Origin of the sequence: Streptomyces sp. NBC_01314 (genome assembly GCF_041435215.1) — a bacterium.
GTDB lineage: Bacteria > Actinomycetota > Actinomycetes > Streptomycetales > Streptomycetaceae > Streptomyces.
Map to the genome: position 1 here is coordinate 9878450 of NZ_CP108394.1, position 20139 is coordinate 9898588.

Genomic DNA, 20139 nt, shown 5'->3' on the forward strand with positions numbered 1-20139 from the left:
GCCGGCGGTGGCCGGGCAGGGTTCACCGCAGGGCAGGGCTCACCGCCGGCCGGCGCCTGCTCCGCCCGTCCGGTCCTCGCCGCGTCAGCCGACGTGGCGGCTGCGGAGCTCCGGCAGGACGCCATCACGCCAGGTCCCGTCCCGTGACGGCGGCCGAGGCGCTCGCGGGTGCCGATGACCGGAACCGGGCGCGCTGGTCGAGGGCGAGGTCGACGGTGTTCTCCGGGAAGATCCCGGACCGGATCGTCCGGATGCCCGCGGCTTCCGTGGAGGCGATCAGCGCGTCCAAAGGGCTCTGGCCACCCCGCGCCCGCGCCCCCGGGCCGCGGGGTGGACGTGGACGGAGTGCTCCACGACTCCGGCGTACGCGCAGCGGCCGGACACCGCGGTGGCGGCCACCCGGCCCAGCGGCTTGCCGTCGGCGTCGAGCGCGGCGAAGCGGTGCTCGGGCGGCTTCGCCGCCTCGAACTCCGTTCAGTCGGGGGCGGTGGTCTCGAACGTGGCGTTGCCCTCGTGGATGCCCGCCCGGCAAATGGCGAGGACTTCGTCCGCGTGTGCGCCGGTGAGTGGTGTGATGGCGGGGCTCACGGCGTGGGCGCGCGGGTGAGGAGCTGACCCATGGCCGCCAGGACCGAGGGCTCGACCCGGTAGTAGACCCAGGTGCCGCGCCGCTCGGAGGAGAGCAGGCCGGCCTCGCGGAGTTTCTTCAGGTGGTGGGAGACCGTGGGCTGGGAGACGCCGACGTCGGAGATGTCGCACACGCACGCCTCCCCGCCCTCGTGCGAGGCCACCAGTGAGAACAGGCGCAGGCGTACCGGATCGCCGAGGGCCTTGAACATCAAGGCGGTCCGCTCCGCCTCCTCGGCCGTCAGTGGGCGCTCGGACAGGGGTGGGCAGCACGGGGCCGCGGCCTCGGGCTCCAGCAGCGGCAACACCTTCACAGTCGACATGCCCCCATCATCCTTCGAATTTCGACAGATGTCTATGTTGACGGACGTCGATATGCGGTGCACTCTTGAGGCGTCAGGACATCGACAAACATCGAATCAATAGGGGAGTCCGTCGTGAACACATCCACCGAAGCCCTGCCCGTCGTCGTGATCGGAGCGGGCCCCGCCGGCCTGGCCGCCGCCGCCCACCTCACCGAGCGCGGCCTCACGCCACTGGTCCTGGAAACCGGAACGGCCGCCGGCGGCGCGGTACGCGAGTGGGGCCACGTGCGGCTGTTCTCCACCTGGTCCGAGCTGGTGGACCCGGCCGCCGAGAAGCTCCTCGCGCCCACCGGCTGGACGGCCCCCGACGGTGCGACCTACCCCTCCGGCGCGGACTGGGCCGAGCGCTACCTCCAGCCCCTCGCCGACGCCCTCGGCGAGCGGGTCCACTACGGCGCCACCGTCACCGGCGTCTCCCGCCTCGGCCGCGACCGGATCGTGGACGCCGACCGGGAGCAGCAGCCCTTCACCGTCCGCATCCTGAATTCCGACGGCACCGAGAAGCGCATCCTGGCCTCCGCCGTCATCGACGCCTCCGGCACCTGGTCCACCCCCGGCCCCATCGGAGGCGACGGCCTGCCCGCCCTCGGCGAGAAGGCCGCCGCCGACCGGATCTCCTACCGGATCCCGGACCTGAAGGATCCGGCCGTCCGCGCCCGGTACGCGGGCAGGCGCACCGCCGTCATCGGCTCCGGCGCGTCCGCCTTCACCGCGCTGGCCTACCTCGCCGACCTCTCCGAGGCCGAGAACGGGACCGGCACCCACGCGGTGTGGGTCCTGCGCCGAGGTATCAGCGGCTCCACCTTCGGCGGCGGCACCGCCGACCGGCTCCCCGCCCGAGGCGCCCTCGGCCTCGCCGCGAAGGCCGCCGTCGACGACGGCCACGCCGACGCGGTCACCGGCTTCCGCACCGACGCCGTCCAGCGCGACAGCGACGGCCGGCTGGTCCTGGTCGCCGAGGACGGCCGCCGCCTGGACCCCGTCGACGAAGTGATCGTCCTCACCGGACTGCGCCCCGACCTGTCCTTCGTCTCCGAGCTGCGTCTTGCCCTGGACGAGCGCCTCCAGGCCCCGCTCGAGCTCGCCCCGCTGATCGACCCGAACCAGCACTCCTGCGGCACGGTCCACCCCCACGGCGTCAACGAGCTCTCCCACCCCGAACAGGGCATCTACCTCGTCGGCATGAAGTCCTACGGCCGCGCCCCCACCTTCCTCGCCATGACCGGCTACGAGCAGGTCCGCTCCATCGCCGCCCACCTCGCCGGAGACCAGGAGGCCGCCGAACGCGTGGAGCTGACCCTTCCGGAGACCGGCGTGTGCGGAGGCGCGGGCCTCTTCGACCAGCCCCAGGCCGCCGAGGAGACCAGCGGCGGATGCTGCGCGGCCCCCACGACGCTCACGATCGGATCTCCCGCCTCTTCTTCCGGCGGTTGCTGACCCACGTGTCACACATCAAGGCCGACGGGGCCGCGACCGGGACGGCGGTCCGGTCGCGGCCCCGCGCCGCGCTGCCCGCTCTGTGCGTCACCCAGATCACCGGCTGGGGAACCGTCTACTACGCGTTCCCCGTCCTGAACCCCGCCATCACCGCAGACACGCACTGGAGCGCGGGCGCCACCACCGCCGCGTTCTCCGGCGCACTTCTCGTCTCCGCCCTCGCGGGAATCCACGTCGGCCGGATCCTGGACCACCGCGGCCCCCGCCTCGTGATGACGGGCGGCTCCGTCCTCGGCGTGCTCAGCCTGCTGACCGTGGCCGCCGCTCCCCATCTCGCCGTCTTCGCGGTGGGATGGCTGTTGGCGGGCGCGGCGATGGCCGCCACCTTCTATCAACCCGCATTCGCCGCCCTCACCCGCTGGTGGGCCCCCGACCACATCCGCGCCCTGACCACCGTCACCCTCGCCGGCGGACTCGCCTCCACCGTCTTCGCACCCCTGACCGCCCTCCTCGCCGACCACATGTCCTGGCGCGCCACCTATGCGGTACTGGCCGGTGTTCTCGCGATCGTGACCGTGCCCGCCCACGCTCTGGCACTCAAAGCGCCATGGCCGCCCGCCCCCAAAGATCCTGCTCATGCTGCCGCCAGCGAGTCCGCGGCCCGGGGGAGAGCGTTCTGGATGCTGGCCGCCACCTTCACCCTCTCCGGGTTCGCGATGTACGCCGTCGTCATGGGACTCGTGCCGCTCATGCTCGAACGCGGCTACACCACCACCCAGGCCGCCTGGGCCCTCGGTCTCGGCGGCGCCGGACAGACCCTCGGCCGTATGCTCTACGCCGCCCTCGCCCGCCGCACCGGCACCACCGCCCGCACCACCACGCTGGTCGGCCTCGGCGGCCTCACCACCGCCGCCCTCGCGGTCACCGCCGGCCCCTACGTGCTCCTCGTCGGCCTCGCCGTGATCGCCGGAACGGTACGCGGCAACCTCACCCTCCTCCAGGCGACCGCCGTCACCGACCGCTGGGGCACCACCCACTACGGCCGACTCTCCGGGCTCCTCACCGCACCGGCCCACGCCGCGGCCGCCCTCGCGCCCTTCGCCGGCGCCGCTCTGGCCGCACCGCTCGGCGGATACCCCGCGCTCTTCGCCCTCCTCGCCGCGCTCTCCACCGTGGCGGCCGTCACCAGCCTCCGATCCAGCCCGCCCCGTCTGGCCCGATGATCCCCGCGCTCCGCCCGCCTTCTCGGCGGCCCCGCAGGCCGGTCAGATCGTAGGCGTCACGAACCGTATGAGGTGTCTCCCCTCCCTCCGTGCCGGCCCAGCATCAATGGGGGCAAATCTCGCACAGAACTGAAATGGGGGCATCGCCGGTGCGGCTCGGCGTGAACGTAACGTGCTGTTCACGGAATTCCATTGACTGTCATTCAGTCACCGACGACTCTGCATGACCATATGCAGTCGGGTAAGGGGCAGTGTTGATCAGATTCGACGCGGTGAGCAAGAAATATCCCAACGGCACGACAGCGGTGGACGACCTGACCCTGGAACTGGCCGAGGGTGGCATCACGGTCCTGGTCGGTCCTTCCGGCTGCGGCAAGACCACCACCCTGCGCATGATCAACCGCATGGTGGAGCCGACCGCCGGCACGGTGAGCCTGCGCGGCCGGGACATCAGGGAGGTCAACGCGCCCGAACTGCGCCGGGGCATCGGGTATGTGATCCAGCACGCGGGGCTGTTCCCGCACCGCACCATCCTCGACAACATAGCGACCGTTCCGCTGCTGCTGGGGTGGGGCAAGAAGAAGGCGCGGGCCCGGGCGGCGGAACTGCTCGAACTGGTCGGCCTGCCCGCCGAGATGGCCAAGCGCTACCCGAACCAGCTCTCCGGCGGGCAGCAGCAGCGCGTCGGGGTGGCCAGGGCGCTGGGCGCCGACCCGCCGTTGCTGCTGATGGACGAGCCGTTCAGCGCGGTCGACCCGATCGTGCGGGCGGAGCTGCAGGCCGAGTTCATCCGGCTGCAGAAGGAACTGCACAAGACGATCGTGTTCGTCACCCACGACATCGACGAGGCCATCAAACTCGGCGACAACATCGCCGTGTTCCGCACCGGCGGCAAGCTCGCCCAGTTCGACACCCCCGAGCGGCTGCTCGCCGGCCCCGCCGACGACTTCGTGGCCGACTTCGTGGGGCAGGACCGGGGCATCCGCCGGCTCTCCTTCGTCGACGCGTCCGAACTGCCGCTGCGCGACGGCCCGGTGCTGTCGGCCACCTCTCCCGTCGCCGAGGCCCGGTCGGTGGACGCGCCCTGGGTGCTCGTCGTCGACGACGCCCGAAGGCCGCTCGGCTGGGCCGCGACCGACACACTGCCGGCCACCGGCACCCTCGCGGACGCGCCCCTGACCCCCCTCGGCCACACCTTCAGCCTCGTCGGCGACTCGGCACGCGCCGCCCTCGACTCGGCCCTCCTGTCACCCGCCCGCCTCGCGGTGGCCGTAGACGCGGAGGGCGCGGTCGCCGGAGTCGCGGACGCGTACGAACTCTCCGCCGGGGTCGCCGCCGAGCGGTCCGCCGAGGGGACCGCCGCAGTGGTGACCGGGAGCGTGTCGGCCGAAGTCGCTCCGGCGAAGGGGGAGTCGACGGCGAGCGTCGCGTCGGAGCAGTCCGTGTCGTCGGAGTCCGCGTCGGCCGTGGACAAGGCGGCCGCCCCCGACACCCCGGGCGGCGGTGGCCGATGAGTGACGACGAACCACTGGTCCGGTGGGGGTGGATAGCCGACCACACGGCCGAACTCGCCGAGTACACCGGCATCCACCTCAGACTCGGCCTGCTGCCGGTGCTGTTCGGGCTGATCATCTCCGTGCCGCTCGGTATCCTGTGCCACCGCTGGCGCTGGCTCTACCCGCCGGTGCTGACCGTGTCGAACATCATGTACTCGATCCCGTCCCTCGCCCTGTTCATGATCTTCGTCCGCTACACCGGGCTGACCGAACAGACGGTGATGATCCCGCTGACGCTCTACACCCTGTCGGTGCTGGTCCCCAACGTGGTCGACGGCCTCGCCTCGGTCCCCGAGCCCGTTCGGCTCGCGGCCACCGCGATGGGATTCGGCGCCGTACGCCGGGTCGTCCAGGTCGAGCTGCCGATCGCCGTACCCGTCGTCATCGCCGGCGTACGCGTCGCCGCCGTCTCGTCCATCAGCCTCGTCGCCGTGGGACAGCTGATCGGGCAGGGCGGCCTCGGCTACTACATCACCCGCGGCCTCCAACTCGACTTCCCCACCCCGATCGTCACCGCGATCGTCCTGATCATGCTGCTCGCGCTCGCCACCGACGCGTTGCTGGTCCTGGCGCAGCGGCTGCTCACCCCGTGGTCCCGGAACAAGGTGACGTCGGCATGAACGATTTCCTGAACCAGATGGAGCTCGTGGGGGACTGGCTGACGTCCTCGGCGCAGTGGCACGGCGACGACGGCATCCCGCGGCGGCTGCTGGAGCATCTCACCTACAGCGGGCTGTCGTTGCTGTTCGCCGCCGTCATCGGGCTGACGTTCGGACTGCTCGTCGGGCACACCGGCCGTGGCGCCTTCGCCGTGGCCAGCGTGGCGAACCTCGCCCGCGCGATCCCCACCTTCGGTCTGGTCGTCCTCGTGGTCACGCTCGCCGGGCTCAGTACCACGCCGGTCCTGGTCGCCCTGGTCGCGCTCGCGGTACCGCCGATCCTCATCAACACCTTCGAGGGGGTACGGGGCGTGGACCCCGCGACCCGGGACGCCGCGCGCGGGGTCGGTATGACCGAGTGGGAGGTCCTGGCCCGGGTCGAGGTGCCGATGGCGCTGCCGCTGATCCTCCTCGGGCTGCGGGTCGCCGCGATCCAGGTCGTGGCCACCGCGACCGTCGCCGCCTACCCCGGTCTCGGCGGCCTGGGCCGCTACATCGTCGACGGACTCTCCCGCAACGACTACGAGCTGGTCATCGGCGGCTCCACGGTCGTCGTCGCCCTCGCGCTCGTCGTCCAGACCGTGTTCACCGCGCTGCGACGCGTCGTCGTCTCGCCGGGCCTGAGGGGCACGGCGTCCAAGTCCTGAAGTCATACGTCCCAGGCGCGCACCCCGACCCGCATCCGGCGTCCCTCATTTCGATTCCGATTCCGATACTGATCCCTGAATTTTTCGAGCTTCCGGGCTCCGAGAGAGGAAAACCCATGCGAGGCATGTACCGAGGCGCCGCGTTCGGCCTCATCACCGCACTCACGCTGACCGCCTGCGGCGGCGGCGGTGACAGCGACGACAATCCGCTGGGCGGTGACAGCGGCGGCGGCGCGGGCAACGCCGTCGTCGTCGGCTCGGCCAACTTCCCCGAGAACCAACTGCTCGCCGAGATCTACGCGCAGGCACTGGAGGGCAAGGGCCTGAAGGTGACCCGGAAGTTCGACATCGGCGCTCGCGAGGTCTACTACGACCAGGTGGTCAAGGGCGGCATCAGTGTCTTCCCCGAGTACAACGGCGCCCTGCTGACAGTGGCGGTCGACAAGAACAGCACCGCGACCAGCACCGAGGACATCAACGCCGAACTGAAGGAGAAGCTGCCGTCGTCGGTGGAGATCCTCGACTCCGCCGCGGCCGAGGACAAGGACTCGGTGACGGTCACCGCCGAGACGGCCGCCAAGTACAACCTCAAGACGCTCGCCGACCTCAAGCCGGTCGCCGGGGACATGACGATCGGGGCCGGGTCGGAGTTCAAGACCCGCACGCAGGGCGGCGTGGGCCTGAAGAAGGTCTACGGCGTGGACTTCGGGAAGTTCCAGCCGCTCGACGCGGGTGCCCAGAGCACGCTGGTGAAGCTGCTGAAGGACGACAAGGTGCAGGCCGCCAACCTTTACACCACCGACCCTGCCATCGTCGCGGACAAGCTGGTGGTCCTGGAGGACCCGAAGAACCTCTTCGCCTCGCAGAACGTCACGCCTCTCGTCTACAAGGACGCGGTGAACGACAAGGCGAAGGAGGCGCTCAACGCCGTCTCCGCCAAGCTCACCACCGAGGACCTGCTGGAGATGATGAAGAAGCTCGTCAACGACAAAGAGGACGCCGACACCGTCGCCAAGGACTGGCTGACGTCCGCCGGCATCGCGGGCTGACCTTTCTCGGCCATGCCCACACCGTCCGCCCCCGCTCCTGCCCGGCACCGCACACCGACCACCCCGCCGGGCAGGGGGACGGGGACCGAACACGATGACCGGCCGGGAGACCAGATGACGGACGCTGTCGGCACCGACGGGCCGGGCGGTGTGGGCACGGTGAGACCTGATGGGGTCGGTAGCGACGGGCCGCGCGGTGTCGGCACCGTGAGATCCGATGGGGCCGGTGGCGACGGGCCGGGCGGAGTCGGCGCGGCCGCGCGGCTGCAGCAGCTCTTCGAAGGCCGTCGGCTCACCCCGACCCAGCGCCGCATCGCGCACTGCCTGGTCCGGCAGGCGGCCGACGTGCCCTATCTGTCGAGCGTGGGACTGGCCCACCTGGCCGGTGTCAGCCAGCCGTCGGTGACCCGCTTCGCGGTCGCTCTCGGCTTCGACGGCTATCCGGCCCTACGCGCCCACCTGCGGGCGGTCGCCCCCACCGGTCACGGCTTCGACGGACGGTCGGCCAACCCGTACCAGCGCGCCGTGCAGGCCGAGATCGACAATCTGCGGCACCTGGCGTCCCTGCTCACGAACCCCGAACCCGTGGAACGCGCGGGCCGTCTGCTCGCAGCCTCCCGGCCGCTGCCGGTGCTCGGGCTGCGCGCCTCCGCCGCCCAGGCCCGCGGCTTCGCCTACTTCGCGGCGAAGGTCCACACCGACGTACGGCTGCTCGACGAGGGCGGCTCACTGCTCGCCGACCGCATCGACGCGGCCCGGCAGGCCGGGGCGAGCGCGCTGCTGTGCTTCGCGCTGCCCCGCCACCCGCGCGAACTCCTCGACGCCCTCGCCCACGCCCGTGCCGCGGGCCTGACGGTGGTGACGGTCGCCGACGGGACCTTCGCCCCGGTCGCCGCCCACAGCGACCTGCTGCTGCCCGCCGCGGTGGGCACCGGCCTGGTCTTCGACACCGTCGGCGCCCCCATGCTGCTGGGCCAGGTCCTCCTGGAGGCGATGTGCGACGCCCTCCCGGACGCCCAGGCCCACCTGGAGGAGTTCGACGCGCGGGCCGCGGCGCGTGGACTGTTCGTCGACTGACCGGCACGGCTGTGCGGGCCGCCCACCTCACTCCGTGGAGCGCAACGCCTTCCAGACCCGCGGACGTACGACACCGTCGGTGATGAGCAGCCCCTTGTCCTGCTGGAAGCTCTGCACCGCGGCCTGCGTCCCGGAGTCGAACTCGCCGTCCACGCCGCCGCCCCCGAGGCTGTAGCCGCGCTTGGACAGCATGCACTGCACCTGCATGACGCGTGGGCCGCTGCTCCCCGGGCGGGTGAGTCCGTTGCCGTAGTAGTACGTGCAGTCCGTGAGCCAGGCCGGGGTCCCGGGCTCGGTGGGCGCTTCGGTCGGAGTGGGCGTGGTCTCGGTGGGCGCGCTGGTCCCGGGGGCGGGAGCGGAGGAATCCGTGTCCGGGTCGTCGTCGGCCGTGCCGGAACCGGAACCGGACCCGGAAGCCGATGTGTCGGGGCGCGGGGTGCCGCCGTCGGCCGAGGCCCGCTCGTCCTTGCCGGACACCTCCGCCGCCTCCGAGCCGCCGTCCGGGGCGGCGCCCGCACCGTTCGAGCCCGCGGTCGCCGACACCGAGGCCGCGCCGCCGGGCAGGGCGTCGGCGGAGGCCGTCGTACCCCTCTGCGGCGAGGCCGTGGCGGTGGAGGGGCCGCGGAGGGTGAGGGCGGCGACACCGGCGGCCGTCATGCACAGAGCCAGACCCGCGGCGCCGATCAGCACCCGCTTGCGGCGGGTCCGGGTCCGGGTGCGGGGCGGCGTCGGATGCAACGGCTGTGCCGAAGCGTCGGCGGACGGACTCGGCGGTACGTCGGCGGCGGGCGATGCCGCCTTCCGCAACGGTGCGGGGCCGGGCTGTTCGAGGGGGACGCGGCGCAGCGTCTCGCTCGCCCGCTGCCGGGCGAGCACTCTGCCGGCCAGCGGTTCGGGCCAGGCGAAAACCCCGGCCGGTACGGCAGCCTCGGCGTCCAAGAATTCGGGTCCGGCCACCTCGAAGCCCGCGGTGTCGGGCCCGGCCGCCTCGATCAGCAGTCCCGGCGTCGGCCGCTGTCCGGGCTCCTTGGCCAGACAGGCGGAGAGCAGCGCGGCGAGTCCGGCGTCGGCCGTCGCGATCTCGGCGAGCACCTCCGGGTTGGGTTCCTCGAACGCCACCCGGTGCATGACGTCGACGCCGGTGCCGTCGCCGAACGGGGCGCTGCCGGTGGCCGCGAAGACCAGGGTGCAGGCCAGGGAGAAGATGTCCGAGGCCGTGTCGCACGTGCCTGTCCGCAGATACTCCGGAGACATGTAGGCCGGGGTGCCGACCCGGTTGCCCGTGCTGGTGATCGCGCTCGCGTCGGCGGCCTTCGCGATACCGAAGTCGATGACGTGCGCGCCCCGGGCGGACAGCAGGACGTTGGACGGCTTCAGGTCCCGGTGCACGATCCCCGCGGCGGAGAGGTCGGCGAGGGCCTGCCCCAGCTCCGCCAGCAGCCGCCGGACGGCGACGGCCGGCAGGGGGCCGTCCTCCTGCACGGCGACCGAAAGATCGAGCCCCGGCAGATACTCGGTGGCCATCCACAGCAGTTCGTCCCGGAAGCCCGTGCCGGCCAGGCGCGGCATGCGCGGCGTGCGCACCCGGCTGTGCACCGACGCCTCCTGCTCGAACCGCCGACGGAATTGGATGTCCTCCGCGTACTCGGGCCTGATCACCTTCACCGCGACGAGGTCGGGCCCGCCGTCCGCGGGGCGCGCCAGATAGACACGCCCCATTCCACCGCTGCCGAGCAGCCCCAGTGGCACATAGGGACCGATACGGTCCGGGTCGCCGGGGCGCAGAGGAAGAGCACCGGCCTGTCGCAGCGCCGGAGCTCTGTCCGCCGTCGATGATGGCGGCACCGGCCGCTGGTCTGACACAACACCCCCGAAAAGACTTTTGGCGTACGTCAGTTCGCGCCCAAGGAGTTGAGGCTAACTCAGCGGGGGCGCGCATTCCGGGTTTCGGTCACTTCCGCTCCGCGAGAGGCTCCACCCGGGGAGGCCGACCCGCCCCTGCCCGGCCGAGCGCCACAAGAAGCTGATTAAAACGTTTCATTTCTCAGGAATCACTTACGCCCCACCTATTGACCGGATTCGACGCGGAACTCTAACCTCCGGGCAATCGCGTTGAAACCTTTCATGATGCGATTCTCACGGACCGAACCCATCGACCGAAGGTACGCACCATGGCGCAGGACTTCTCACGGCGACGACTTCTCCAGTTCGGTGGCATCGCGGCCACCGCCGTCGTCCTGTCCGGGCCCCAGGCAGCCGCCGCCGACGGCCCGGTGGACATGGCCGCGGCCGCGACGACGACGCCCGCGCCGACCGGGATGCTCACGGATCTGCTGCCGCGGGCGCTCGGTACGAACGCCGGGCAGAACCCTCGCTTCAGCTGGCAGGTGCCGGACCTCCGTGAGGGCACCGTGCAGCGCGCCTACCAGCTCCAACTGGCGGCCACCCCGGGCGGGTTCGAGGACGACGACCAGTTGGTGTGGGACTCCGGGAAGCGGGACTCCGCCGACTCCACGGCCGTACCGTACGGCGGACCGGCGCTGAAGCCCCGTACGGCCTACTGGTGGCGGGTCAGAAGCTGGGTCAACAAGCGTTCGGCATGGTCGGAGCCTGTCCTGCTGGCCACGTCGGTCGAGGACGAGTGGGAGGCGAAGCCGATCTGGGTGCCGGCCGGGCCGGTGATGACCGACGGCACCTTCACCGTCCGCGTGAAGATCACCGCCGTGGCGGCCGGACTGTGGTTCCGGGCCACGAACACCGCCAACAACTACATGTGGCAGCTGCGCGCGGGCACCACCGGTGTGCTGCGCAAGCACGTCTGCGTGAACGGCACGTACACCGTGCTCGGCGAGGTGAGGCTGCCGTTCGCGGTCACCGCCGGGGAGTGGGTGGACCTGAGCGTCACCACGGCGGGCGCCACCTTCACCACCACGGTCAACGGCACCGTCGTGGACACCACCACCGACAGCCGCTACGCCTCCGGCAACGTCGGCCTGCGCAACGGCGGCACCGAGTCCCAGACCTACGACCGGGTCACCTTCACTGCCGCCGACGGCACGGTCCTCCTCGACGACGACTTCGCCTCCGACAAGGGCACCTTCGCCACCGGCACGGTCTCCGGCGACGTCCTCACCTTCCCGACCGGCGCCTCCTCGCTCTCCTCCTACGGGGCCGACGACACCTGGGCGCTGCTGCGCCACGAGTACGACACGAAGGCCGGCAAGGAGATAGCGGCGGCGGTCCTCTACGTGGCGGCCACCTCGCCCGATCCGGCCCGGCAGTACGTCGCGAAGGTGTGCAGCAACGGCACGACGGTCGGCTACGCCTCCGTCCGCTCCGGCACCGGCACCGCCTACCAGGCCTTCGACGTGACCTCCACGCTGCGGGCGGACGGGAAGGCCAACGCGCTGTCCGCGCTGTGCTGGACCACCTCGCAGCAGAAGTTCCTGGCCCAACTGGAGGTCACGTACACCGACGGCAGCCGGTCGACCGTCGCCTCCGGCGACCACTGGAAGGCGCGCCGCCAGGCCGGGCTGCTGCCGTCGAAGGGCAGTGCGGGCAGCAGCTACTTCACCGTTCCGCAGGAGTACTGGGACCTGCGCCGCGAGCCGGTGGGCTGGACGAAGCCCGGCTTCGACGACGGCGACTGGTTCGAGCCGGTCGTCCGTACGGCGATCGACGGTCTCGTCCCCGCGCTGATCGAGGCGATACGGCCGCACGACGCCACCCCCGCCTCGGTCACGCGGGTCGCCGAAGGACGCTGGCTGGTCGACCTCGGCCGGGAGATCGTCGGCGGGCTGGCCCTGGAGGTCACCGGCGCCGCGGGCGACACCGTCGACGTGCGGCTCGGCGAGGAGCTGAACCCGGACGGCACGGTCAAGTACCAGCTGCGCGCCACCAACACCTACCGCGAGGTCTGGACCCTGCGGGACGGCGAGCAGCGCTTCGAGCACTGGGGCTACCGCGGCTTCCGCTGGGCCGAACTGCGCACCACGCTGGACCTGTCGGACGCGGTCGTCACCGGTCGCGCCTGGAAGCTCGACTGGGACGACTCGCACGCCTCGTTCCGCAGCTCGGACGCCGACCTGGACCGGGTCTGGGAGCTGTGCCGCTACTCCATCGAGGCCACGCGCGGCGACCTCTACACGGACACGCCCACCCGCGAACGCGGCCCGTACGAGGGTGACGCGCTGATCAACCAGCTCTCCGAGTACGGCGTGCAGCGCTCGTACGCTCTCGCCCGCTGGTCGAACGACTATCTGGTCCGCAAGGGCACCTGGCCCACCGAGTACCGGCTGATGTGCGCGATCTCCGCGTGGGAGGACTATCTCGCCACGGGCGACGACCGGCAGCTCGCCAAGGACTACGACCTGCTGACCGCGAAGAACCTCACCTCGTACCTGGACTCCGCGGGCCTGGTCCGCAAGGCACCCGGCAGCACCAGCCAGGACCTCGGCGATCTCGTCGACTGGCCCACCGCCAGCCGTGACGGGTATGTCTTCACCAACGTCAACACGGTCGTCAACGCCTTCCAGTACGCGGCCTTCGCGGCGCTCGCCGAGTGCGCCGCGGCCCTCGGCAAGGACGCCGACGCGACCACCCTGCACGGCAGGGCCGAAACCCTCGCCACCGCCATGCGCGCCACCCTCCTCGACAGTGCGGGCGGGCGCTTCCTCGACGGCGTCGGCACCACCCACAGCGCCCAGCACGCGACCGCCTTCCCGGTGGCGCTGGGTGTCGCCGACGCACTGGACAAGGAGGTGCTGGCCAGGCTGGGCGACACCCTGGCGGCGGGTGGCATGAAGGTGAGCGTGTACGGGTCGCAGTTCCTGCTCGACGCGCTGTTCCGGCTGGGCCGCTCCGACGCCGCCCTCGCCCTGCTCACCTCCACGGCCACCAACTCGTGGCTGCACATGCTGGACGCGCTCAAGGCGACCATCGTCACGGAGGCGTGGGACCCCGCGCTGAAGTCCAACATGACGCTCTCGCACGCCTGGGCGTCCGCGCCGGCCAACGCCGTGGCCCGGCACATCCTCGGCGTGCAGGTCAGCGAACCCGGCGCGGCCGGGTTCCGGATCCGGCCCAGGACCGGGTCGCTGACCGAGGTCGACGGTACGGTGCCCTCCCTGCGCGGGCCCGTCTCGGTCCAGGTGCGCCGCTCCGGGGACACGCACACCACAGTGGTGACCCTGCCGCCGAACTCCCGTGCCGTGCTGGAGGTGGAGATCGGGGACGCCGCCCCGAAGGCGTACCGGGTGAAGGCGGTCACGCCGCGCGGGGAGGGAAGCGCGAAGGTCGAGTCGTTCACCGACCTCACGGGCACGGTGCTGCGGATCGGCCCGATCGGCTCCGGCACGACGGAGGTGCGACGCAAGACCTCCTGAGCGTCTCTGATCAGCTGAGCGATCCTCAACACCCGCCCCGTGGGGTCCTCACCGCGGGGCGGGCGCGTCCACATCGGCGGCACTCCCGTGCGCGGCCGGCAGCGAAGCGGCCAGGCCGGACACCGGACCAGCCGCCCGACCCACCCGCTCCGCCGGCACCCCCTCCCGATCGTCGACCTCGCCAACGAGCCCTCTGGGACCGCCCTCCGATGCCCGGACCGTCCTCGAAGGCGACCCGGGGCCCCTGGCGCAGGGCCTGTCCGGCGCAGGTGGACGAACCCGGCGTTCCGGTGTCACCGGGCTCGGCTAGAGTCTCGGCTCACCTCGGTCGGACGTCCTGGTCGGGGCTGTGCGCTGGGGGTACGACGCCATGGGGCCCGGAAGAACGGACCTGCCCGGTTACGAGATCGACGAAGTCCTGGGCCAAGGCGGATTCGCCACGGTGTACCGGGCCCGGCAGCTGGCCGTGGGCCGGGAGGTCGCGCTGAAGGTGGACAGCAGGGTGCTGTCCACACCGCGCGACCGGCAGCGCTTCATGCGCGAGGTCACGGCCGCCGGGCAACTGTCCGGGCACCCCCATGTGGTTCCGGTGTACGACGCCGGGGTCCTCGCCGACAACCGCCCCTACATGGTGCTGGAACTGTGCCCCGGCGGCTCCCTGGGCGACCGGCTGCACCGGCAGGGCGCGCTCCCGGCCAAGGATGCACGCGACATCGGTGTGGGCCTCGCCGACGCGGTGGCCGCCGCCCACGCCGCCGGGGTGCTGCACCGCGACATCAAGCCCGGCAACGTCATGGTCAACCGGTACGGGGGCGTCGCCCTGACCGACTTCGGCCTCGCCGCCATGCCGCAGCCGGGACGCGAACTGTCCGTGACCCGGGAGGCGCTGACCCCCGCGTACGCGCCGCCCGAGGCCTTCCGCATGGCGGACCCCAGCCCGGCCGGCGATGTGTACTCCCTGGCCGCGACCGTCTACGCCCTGCTGTGCGGCCGCCCGCCGCACTACCCGGAGGACGGCACCCAGCTCAGCCTCGCCGAACTGATCGTGCGCCACACCTGGCCGTACGCCGACCTCCCCGGACTGCCGCCCGCCTTCAACTCGGCGCTCCGGTACGCCCTCGCGGGCGACCCCGCCCACCGCCTGTCCGACGCGGGCGCGTTCCGCGACGCCCTCGCCGCCGTCGACCTCGACACCGTGGACCTGCGAGGCCTCGGTGACGGAGCGGGAGGTGGCGGTGGAGCGGGAGGCGATGGCGGCTTCGGCCCGGCGCCCGGCATGACGACGATGCCGCCGTACGGGGCCGCGCCGCCCACGACGATGCCGCCGTACGGGGCCGTGCCGCCCACGACGATGCCGCCGTACGGGGCCGTGCCGCCGGGCGGGGGCGGTACGACCGTGGTTCCCGGGGCGGGCGGGACGGGTGGTACCACCGTGGTTCCGGGGCCCGGGCCCGGTGGCGATGGCGACGGTGGGCGGAAGGGGGCGGCGCGGCGTCGGCCGGCGGTGATCGCCGTACTCGCGGCCGTGGCCGTCTCCGTGAGCGTGTCGGTCACCGTGGTGACGAACTGGGGCGGCGACACGGACGACGGTGGTGGGGGCGGCTCCTCCTCTGCCGCCTCGCCGTCCACCGGCGCCACCGCCGAGGGCAAGGGCACCTCGGGGCTCGGGGTGGCGACCACGACGGAGAACTGCCCCGCGACGGACGTCGACGGCGTGGGCGGCCGGTGCGTCGCGACCCCGGAGTGCTGGAGCGGCATCCTCGACGTCTCCGGCATCGTCACCGTCAGCCGTGCGGACTGCCAGACCAAGCACGTGTGGGAGACCTTCGCGATCGCGCCGCTGCCGGAGGACGGCATGACGAACAACGCGCGGGACCTGATCAAGCATCCGGACGTCAAGGCGCTCTGCTCGCAGAAGGTCATGGCCGCGACGATGACCGCCGACGGCCGTGCCGTCGCGGACGAGTGGAACGTCGACATCATTCCGCCGTCGGCGGCGGAGTGGGACAAGGGGCTGCGTGTCTTCCGCTGCGTGGCCGCGGCGGTCACGGACGACGGCGAGAAGACGGGGAGCCAGTTCGCGGTGCGGGGGTGACCGGAGTGCGGGCACGCGGGCCGCACGACCCGTCACGTAGGCCAGACCTCCGATCACCTGTCAGTGATGGGACTCTCATGGCACGCCGGCCGCATTGCCGCGACCATGGTGTTCCTCACCAGGCAGGCCGAAGGGATCCGGAATGCTCCGCAAGGTACTGGTCGCCAACCGCGGCGAGATCGCGATCCGCGCGTTCCGCGCAGGCTACGAAGTGGGCGCGCGGACGGTCGCCGTCTTCCCCCACGAGGACCGCAACTCGCTGCACCGGCTCAAGGCCGACGAGGCCTACGAGATCGGCGAACCGGGACACCCCGTGCGGGCGTATCTCTCTGTCGAGGAGATCATGCGCGCCGCGCGGCTGGCGGGCGCCGACGCCGTCTATCCGGGTTACGGGTTCCTGTCCGAGAACCCCGAGCTGGCCCGGGCGTGCGAGGAGGCCGGCATCACGTTCGTCGGCCCCAGCGCGCACATCCTGGAGCTGACGGGCAACAAGGCGCGCGCGGTGGCCGCCGCCCGCGCCGCGGGCGTACCGGTCCTCGGCTCCTCCGAGCCCTCCAACGACGTCGACGCACTGGTCCGCGCCGCCGACGACATCGGCTTCCCCGTCTTCGTCAAGGCCGTCGCCGGCGGCGGTGGACGCGGTATGCGCCGCGTCCAGGACCCCGCCACGCTGCGTGAGTCCATCGAGGCGGCGTCCCGCGAGGCCGCCTCCGCGTTCGGCGACCCCACCGTCTTCCTGGAGAAGGCCGTCGTCGAGCCCCGCCACATCGAGGTACAGATCCTCGCCGACGGGCACGGCAACGTCATCCACCTCTTCGAACGCGACTGTTCGGTGCAGCGCCGCCACCAGAAGGTCATCGAGCTGGCCCCGGCCCCGAACCTCGACCCGGCCCTGCGTGACCGGATCTGCGCCGACGCCGTACGGTTCGCCCGCGAGATCGGCTACCGCAACGCGGGCACCGTCGAGTTCCTTCTCGACCGCGAGGGCAACCACGTCTTCATCGAGATGAACCCCCGGATCCAGGTCGAGCACACGGTCACCGAGGAGGTCACCGACGTCGACCTCGTGCAGTCCCAGCTGCGGATCGCCGCCGGAGCCACCCTCGCCGACCTCGGGCTGTCCCAGGAGACCGTCACCCTGCGCGGCGCCGCGCTCCAGTGCCGTATCACCACCGAGGACCCGGCGAACGGTTTCCGCCCGGACACCGGCCGCATCAGCGCCTACCGCTCGCCCGGCGGCTCCGGCATCCGGCTCGACGGCGGCACCACGCACGCCGGTACGGAGATCAGCGCCCACTTCGACTCCATGCTGGTCAAACTGACCTGCCGGGGCCGGGACTTCACCACCGCCGTCAACCGGGCCCGCCGCGCGGTCGCCGAGTTCCGTATCCGGGGCGTCGCCACGAACATCCCGTTCCTGCAGGCCGTCCTCGACGACCCCGACTTCCAGTCCGGCAACGTCACCACCTCGTTCATCGAGCAGCGCCCGCACCTGCTCACCTCCCGCCACTCGGCCGACCGTGGCACCAAGCTGCTCACCTATCTGGCCGACGTGACCGTGAACAAGCCGAACGGCGCGCGACCCGACCTGATCGACCCGTCCACCAAGCTGCCGCGGCCCACCGTCACCGAACCCCCGGCCGGCTCGAAGCAGAAGCTCGTCGAACTCGGTCCGGAGGGCTTCGCCCGCTGGCTGCGCGAGTCGCCGACCATCGGCGTCACCGACACCACGTTCCGCGACGCCCACCAGTCGCTGCTCGCCACCCGGGTCCGGACGAAGGACATGCTCGCCGTCGCCCCCGTGGTCGCCCGGACCCTGCCGCAGCTGCTCTCCCTGGAGTGCTGGGGCGGCGCCACCTACGACGTCGCGCTCCGCTTCCTCGCCGAGGACCCCTGGGAGCGCCTGGCCGCCTTCCGCGCCGCCGCGCCCAACATCTGCCTCCAGATGCTGCTGCGCGGCCGCAACACCGTCGGCTACACGCCGTACCCGACGGAGGTCACCGACGCCTTCGTCCAGGAGGCCACCGAGACCGGCATCGACATCTTCCGGATCTTCGACGCGCTCAACGACGTGGGCCAGATGCGGCCCGCCATCGACGCCGTACGAGCCACCGGAACGGCCGTCGCCGAGGTCGCCCTCTGCTACACCTCCGATCTCTCCAACCCCGCCGAGCAGCTCTACACGCTCGACTACTACCTCCGGCTGGCCGAGCAGATCGTCGAGGCGGGCGCCCACGTCCTGGCCGTCAAGGACATGGCGGGACTGCTGCGCGCCCCCGCCGCCACCAAGCTCGTCACCGCCCTTCGCCGCGAGTTCGACCTGCCGGTGCACATCCACACCCACGACACGGCCGGCGGCCAGCTCGCCACCTACCTCGCCGCGATCCAGGCCGGTGCCGACGCCGTCGACGGGGCCGTGGCGTCCATGGCGGGCACCACCTCGCAGCCGTCACTGTCGGCGATCGTGGCCGCGACGGACTACTCCGACCGCCCCACCGGCCTCGACCTGCGGGCCGTCGGCGACCTGGAGCCCTACTGGGAGAGCGTCCGCAGGATCTACGCCCCCTTCGAGGCGGGCCTCGCCTCGCCCACCGGGCGGGTCTACGACCACGAGATCCCCGGCGGCCAGCTCTCCAACCTCCGCACCCAGGCCGTCGCGCTCGGCCTCGGCGACCGCTTCGAGGACATCGAGGCGATGTACACCGCCGCCGACCGCATCCTCGGCCACCTGGTGAAGGTCACTCCCTCCTCCAAGGTGGTCGGCGACCTCGCCCTGCACCTCGTCGGCGCCGGAGTGACACCCGCCGACTTCGAGGCCACGCCGGACCGGTTCGACATCCCCGACTCCGTCATCGGCTTCCTGCGCGGCGAGCTGGGCACCCCGCCCGGCGGCTGGCCCGAGCCGTTCCGCAGCAAGGCCCTCCAGGGCCGCGCCGACGCCAAGCCCGTCCAGGAGCTGAACGCCGAGGACCGTGCCGGACTGGAGAAGGACCGGCGCGCCACCCTCAACCGGCTGCTGTTCCCCGGCCCGACCCGCGAGTTCGAGACCCACCGTCAGACCTACGGCGACACCAGCGTCCTCGACAGCAAGGACTTCTTCTACGGCCTCGGCCCCGGCAAGGAGTACGCCGTCGACCTGGAGCCCGGCGTGCGGCTCCTCATCGGTCTGGAGGCCGTCGGCGAGGCAGACGAACGCGGTATGCGCACGGTGATGTCCACCCTGAACGGCCAACTGCGGCCGATCCAGATCCGCGACAAGGCCGCCTCCTCCGACATTCCCGTCACGGAGAAGGCCGACCGTTCCAACTCCGGCCATGTCGCCGCCCCGTTCGCCGGTGTGGTCACCCTCGCGGTCGCCGAGGGCGACGAGGTCGCGGCCGGCGCGACGGTCGCCACCATCGAGGCGATGAAGATGGAGGCCACCATCACCGTCTCGAAGGCCGGACGGGTGTCCCGCCTGGCCATCAACAAGATCCAGCAGGTGGAGGGCGGCGATCTGCTGGCCGAGATCGTCTGATCCTCCGTGGGTGGCGCTGCTCCGGTCGGCCGGACCGACCCCGGTCCGGCCGACCGGAACAGCGCCGCCCGTATCCGCACCGTCCTCTGTCATCGCGGCCTGTCCCGACCCCTCCGAGGCGGCCCTGACGGCGCCGGTACCTCCCTGGCCGACCCGCACTGACGCCCCGTCGCCCGCACGAACCCGCCGACGAGGCGCTGCGCGACTTCTACGCCCGTCTGCTGTCGGCCGCGGCCGACGTACGCGCGGGCGAATGGCGGGCCCTGACCCCGGCCGGCCGGACGATGACACCCACCGAGCCCTGCTCGCCTGGACCTGGACCCACGCGGACACTCGACCTGCTCACGGGGCCGGACGTACGACCGCGACGGCGACGAACTGATCGAGCCGGGTCTGTACGTGGACCTGGCCGCCTGGCAGCACCACGTCCTGTCGGTGACCTTCGTGACGCGGAGATTGCCGACGCCGAGCCGGCGGTCGACCTCGATGGGCATCGGTGAGTT

At 71.9% G+C, this 20139-nt stretch carries 12 protein-coding genes and 1 pseudogene; 10 read left to right on the plus strand and 3 right to left on the minus strand.

Features of this window, described 5'->3' with window-relative positions; translation table 11 throughout:
• Positions 1–84 precede the first annotated feature (84 nt).
• Positions 85–588, minus strand: a pseudogene (locus OG622_RS43450) (N-acetyltransferase family protein).
• On the minus strand, positions 585–950 hold the full coding sequence (locus OG622_RS43455; protein WP_371582406.1) for an ArsR/SmtB family transcription factor: 366 nt from the start codon (positions 948–950) through the stop codon (positions 585–587). The pseudogene OG622_RS43450 and the gene OG622_RS43455 overlap by 4 nt, the downstream one beginning before the upstream one ends.
• A 114-nt stretch (positions 951–1064) precedes the next feature.
• Between OG622_RS43455 and OG622_RS43460 the strand changes: the two genes are divergently transcribed.
• From OG622_RS43460 to OG622_RS43490, 7 genes are all read left to right on the plus strand, one after another.
• Complete coding sequence (locus tag OG622_RS43460; RefSeq protein WP_371582408.1) at positions 1065–2429, plus strand: NAD(P)-binding domain-containing protein; 1365 nt, start codon at positions 1065–1067, stop codon at positions 2427–2429.
• 5 nt (positions 2430–2434) lie between these two features.
• Positions 2435–3652, plus strand: coding sequence for an MFS transporter (locus OG622_RS43465; RefSeq protein WP_371582410.1), 1218 nt, complete (start codon positions 2435–2437; stop codon positions 3650–3652).
• Positions 3653–3906: 254 nt separating this feature from the next.
• The gene (locus OG622_RS43470) at positions 3907–5166 is read left to right on the plus strand and encodes an ABC transporter ATP-binding protein (RefSeq protein WP_371582411.1); all 1260 of its coding nucleotides are present in this window, start codon (positions 3907–3909) and stop codon (positions 5164–5166) included.
• Positions 5163–5828 carry an ABC transporter permease gene (locus OG622_RS43475; RefSeq protein WP_371582412.1) on the plus strand — a complete coding sequence of 222 codons (666 nt, stop codon included), beginning with the start codon at positions 5163–5165 and terminating at the stop codon, positions 5826–5828. Before OG622_RS43470 ends, OG622_RS43475 begins: the two co-directional genes overlap by 4 nt.
• A complete protein-coding gene (locus tag OG622_RS43480; RefSeq protein ID WP_371582414.1) occupies positions 5825–6514 on the plus strand; it encodes an ABC transporter permease in 690 nt (229 codons plus the stop codon). Before OG622_RS43475 ends, OG622_RS43480 begins: the two co-directional genes overlap by 4 nt.
• 125 nt (positions 6515–6639) lie before the next feature.
• On the plus strand, positions 6640–7563 hold the full coding sequence (locus OG622_RS43485) for an ABC transporter substrate-binding protein (RefSeq protein WP_371584405.1): 924 nt from the start codon (positions 6640–6642) through the stop codon (positions 7561–7563).
• Positions 7564–7677: 114 nt separating this feature from the next.
• Positions 7678–8640 (plus strand): MurR/RpiR family transcriptional regulator, encoded by a 963-nt coding sequence (locus OG622_RS43490; protein WP_371582415.1) that lies wholly within the window; start codon positions 7678–7680, stop codon positions 8638–8640.
• 27 nt (positions 8641–8667) lie between these two features.
• Here the strand turns inward: OG622_RS43490 and OG622_RS43495 are convergent, their stop codons facing one another.
• Positions 8668–10485 (minus strand): protein kinase, encoded by a 1818-nt coding sequence (locus OG622_RS43495; RefSeq protein WP_371582416.1) that lies wholly within the window; start codon positions 10483–10485, stop codon positions 8668–8670.
• Positions 10486–10811: 326 nt separating this feature from the next.
• On the opposite strand from OG622_RS43495, the gene OG622_RS43500 reads away from it, so the two are divergent.
• The 3 genes from OG622_RS43500 (at position 10812) to OG622_RS43510 (ending at position 19636) form a co-directional block, all read left to right on the plus strand.
• Entirely contained in the window at positions 10812–14024 is a 3213-nt protein-coding gene (locus tag OG622_RS43500; RefSeq protein ID WP_371582417.1) for a family 78 glycoside hydrolase catalytic domain, read from the plus strand.
• A gap of 370 nt (positions 14025–14394) precedes the next feature.
• Positions 14395–16119 (plus strand): serine/threonine-protein kinase, encoded by a 1725-nt coding sequence (locus tag OG622_RS43505; protein ID WP_371582419.1) that lies wholly within the window; start codon positions 14395–14397, stop codon positions 16117–16119.
• Positions 16120–16261: 142 nt separating this feature from the next.
• Positions 16262–19636, plus strand: coding sequence for a pyruvate carboxylase (locus OG622_RS43510; protein ID WP_371582421.1), 3375 nt, complete (start codon positions 16262–16264; stop codon positions 19634–19636).
• The last annotated feature ends 503 nt before the right edge of the window (positions 19637–20139 follow it).

Excerpts from the sequence above, each read along its gene's own strand:
- OG622_RS43490 (WP_371582415.1), top strand. The coding sequence starts at position 7,678 with ATGACGGACGCTGTCGGCACCGACGGGCCGGGCGGTGTGGGCACGGTG.
- OG622_RS43505 (WP_371582419.1), top strand. The coding sequence starts at position 14,395 with ATGGGGCCCGGAAGAACGGACCTGCCCGGTTACGAGATCGACGAAGTC.
- OG622_RS43485 (WP_371584405.1), top strand. The coding sequence starts at position 6,640 with ATGTACCGAGGCGCCGCGTTCGGCCTCATCACCGCACTCACGCTGACC.
- OG622_RS43455 (WP_371582406.1), bottom strand. The coding sequence starts at position 950 with ATGTCGACTGTGAAGGTGTTGCCGCTGCTGGAGCCCGAGGCCGCGGCC.
- OG622_RS43480 (WP_371582414.1), top strand. The coding sequence starts at position 5,825 with ATGAACGATTTCCTGAACCAGATGGAGCTCGTGGGGGACTGGCTGACG.
- OG622_RS43475 (WP_371582412.1), top strand. The coding sequence starts at position 5,163 with ATGAGTGACGACGAACCACTGGTCCGGTGGGGGTGGATAGCCGACCAC.
- OG622_RS43500 (WP_371582417.1), top strand. The coding sequence starts at position 10,812 with ATGGCGCAGGACTTCTCACGGCGACGACTTCTCCAGTTCGGTGGCATC.
- OG622_RS43510 (WP_371582421.1), top strand. The coding sequence starts at position 16,262 with ATGCTCCGCAAGGTACTGGTCGCCAACCGCGGCGAGATCGCGATCCGC.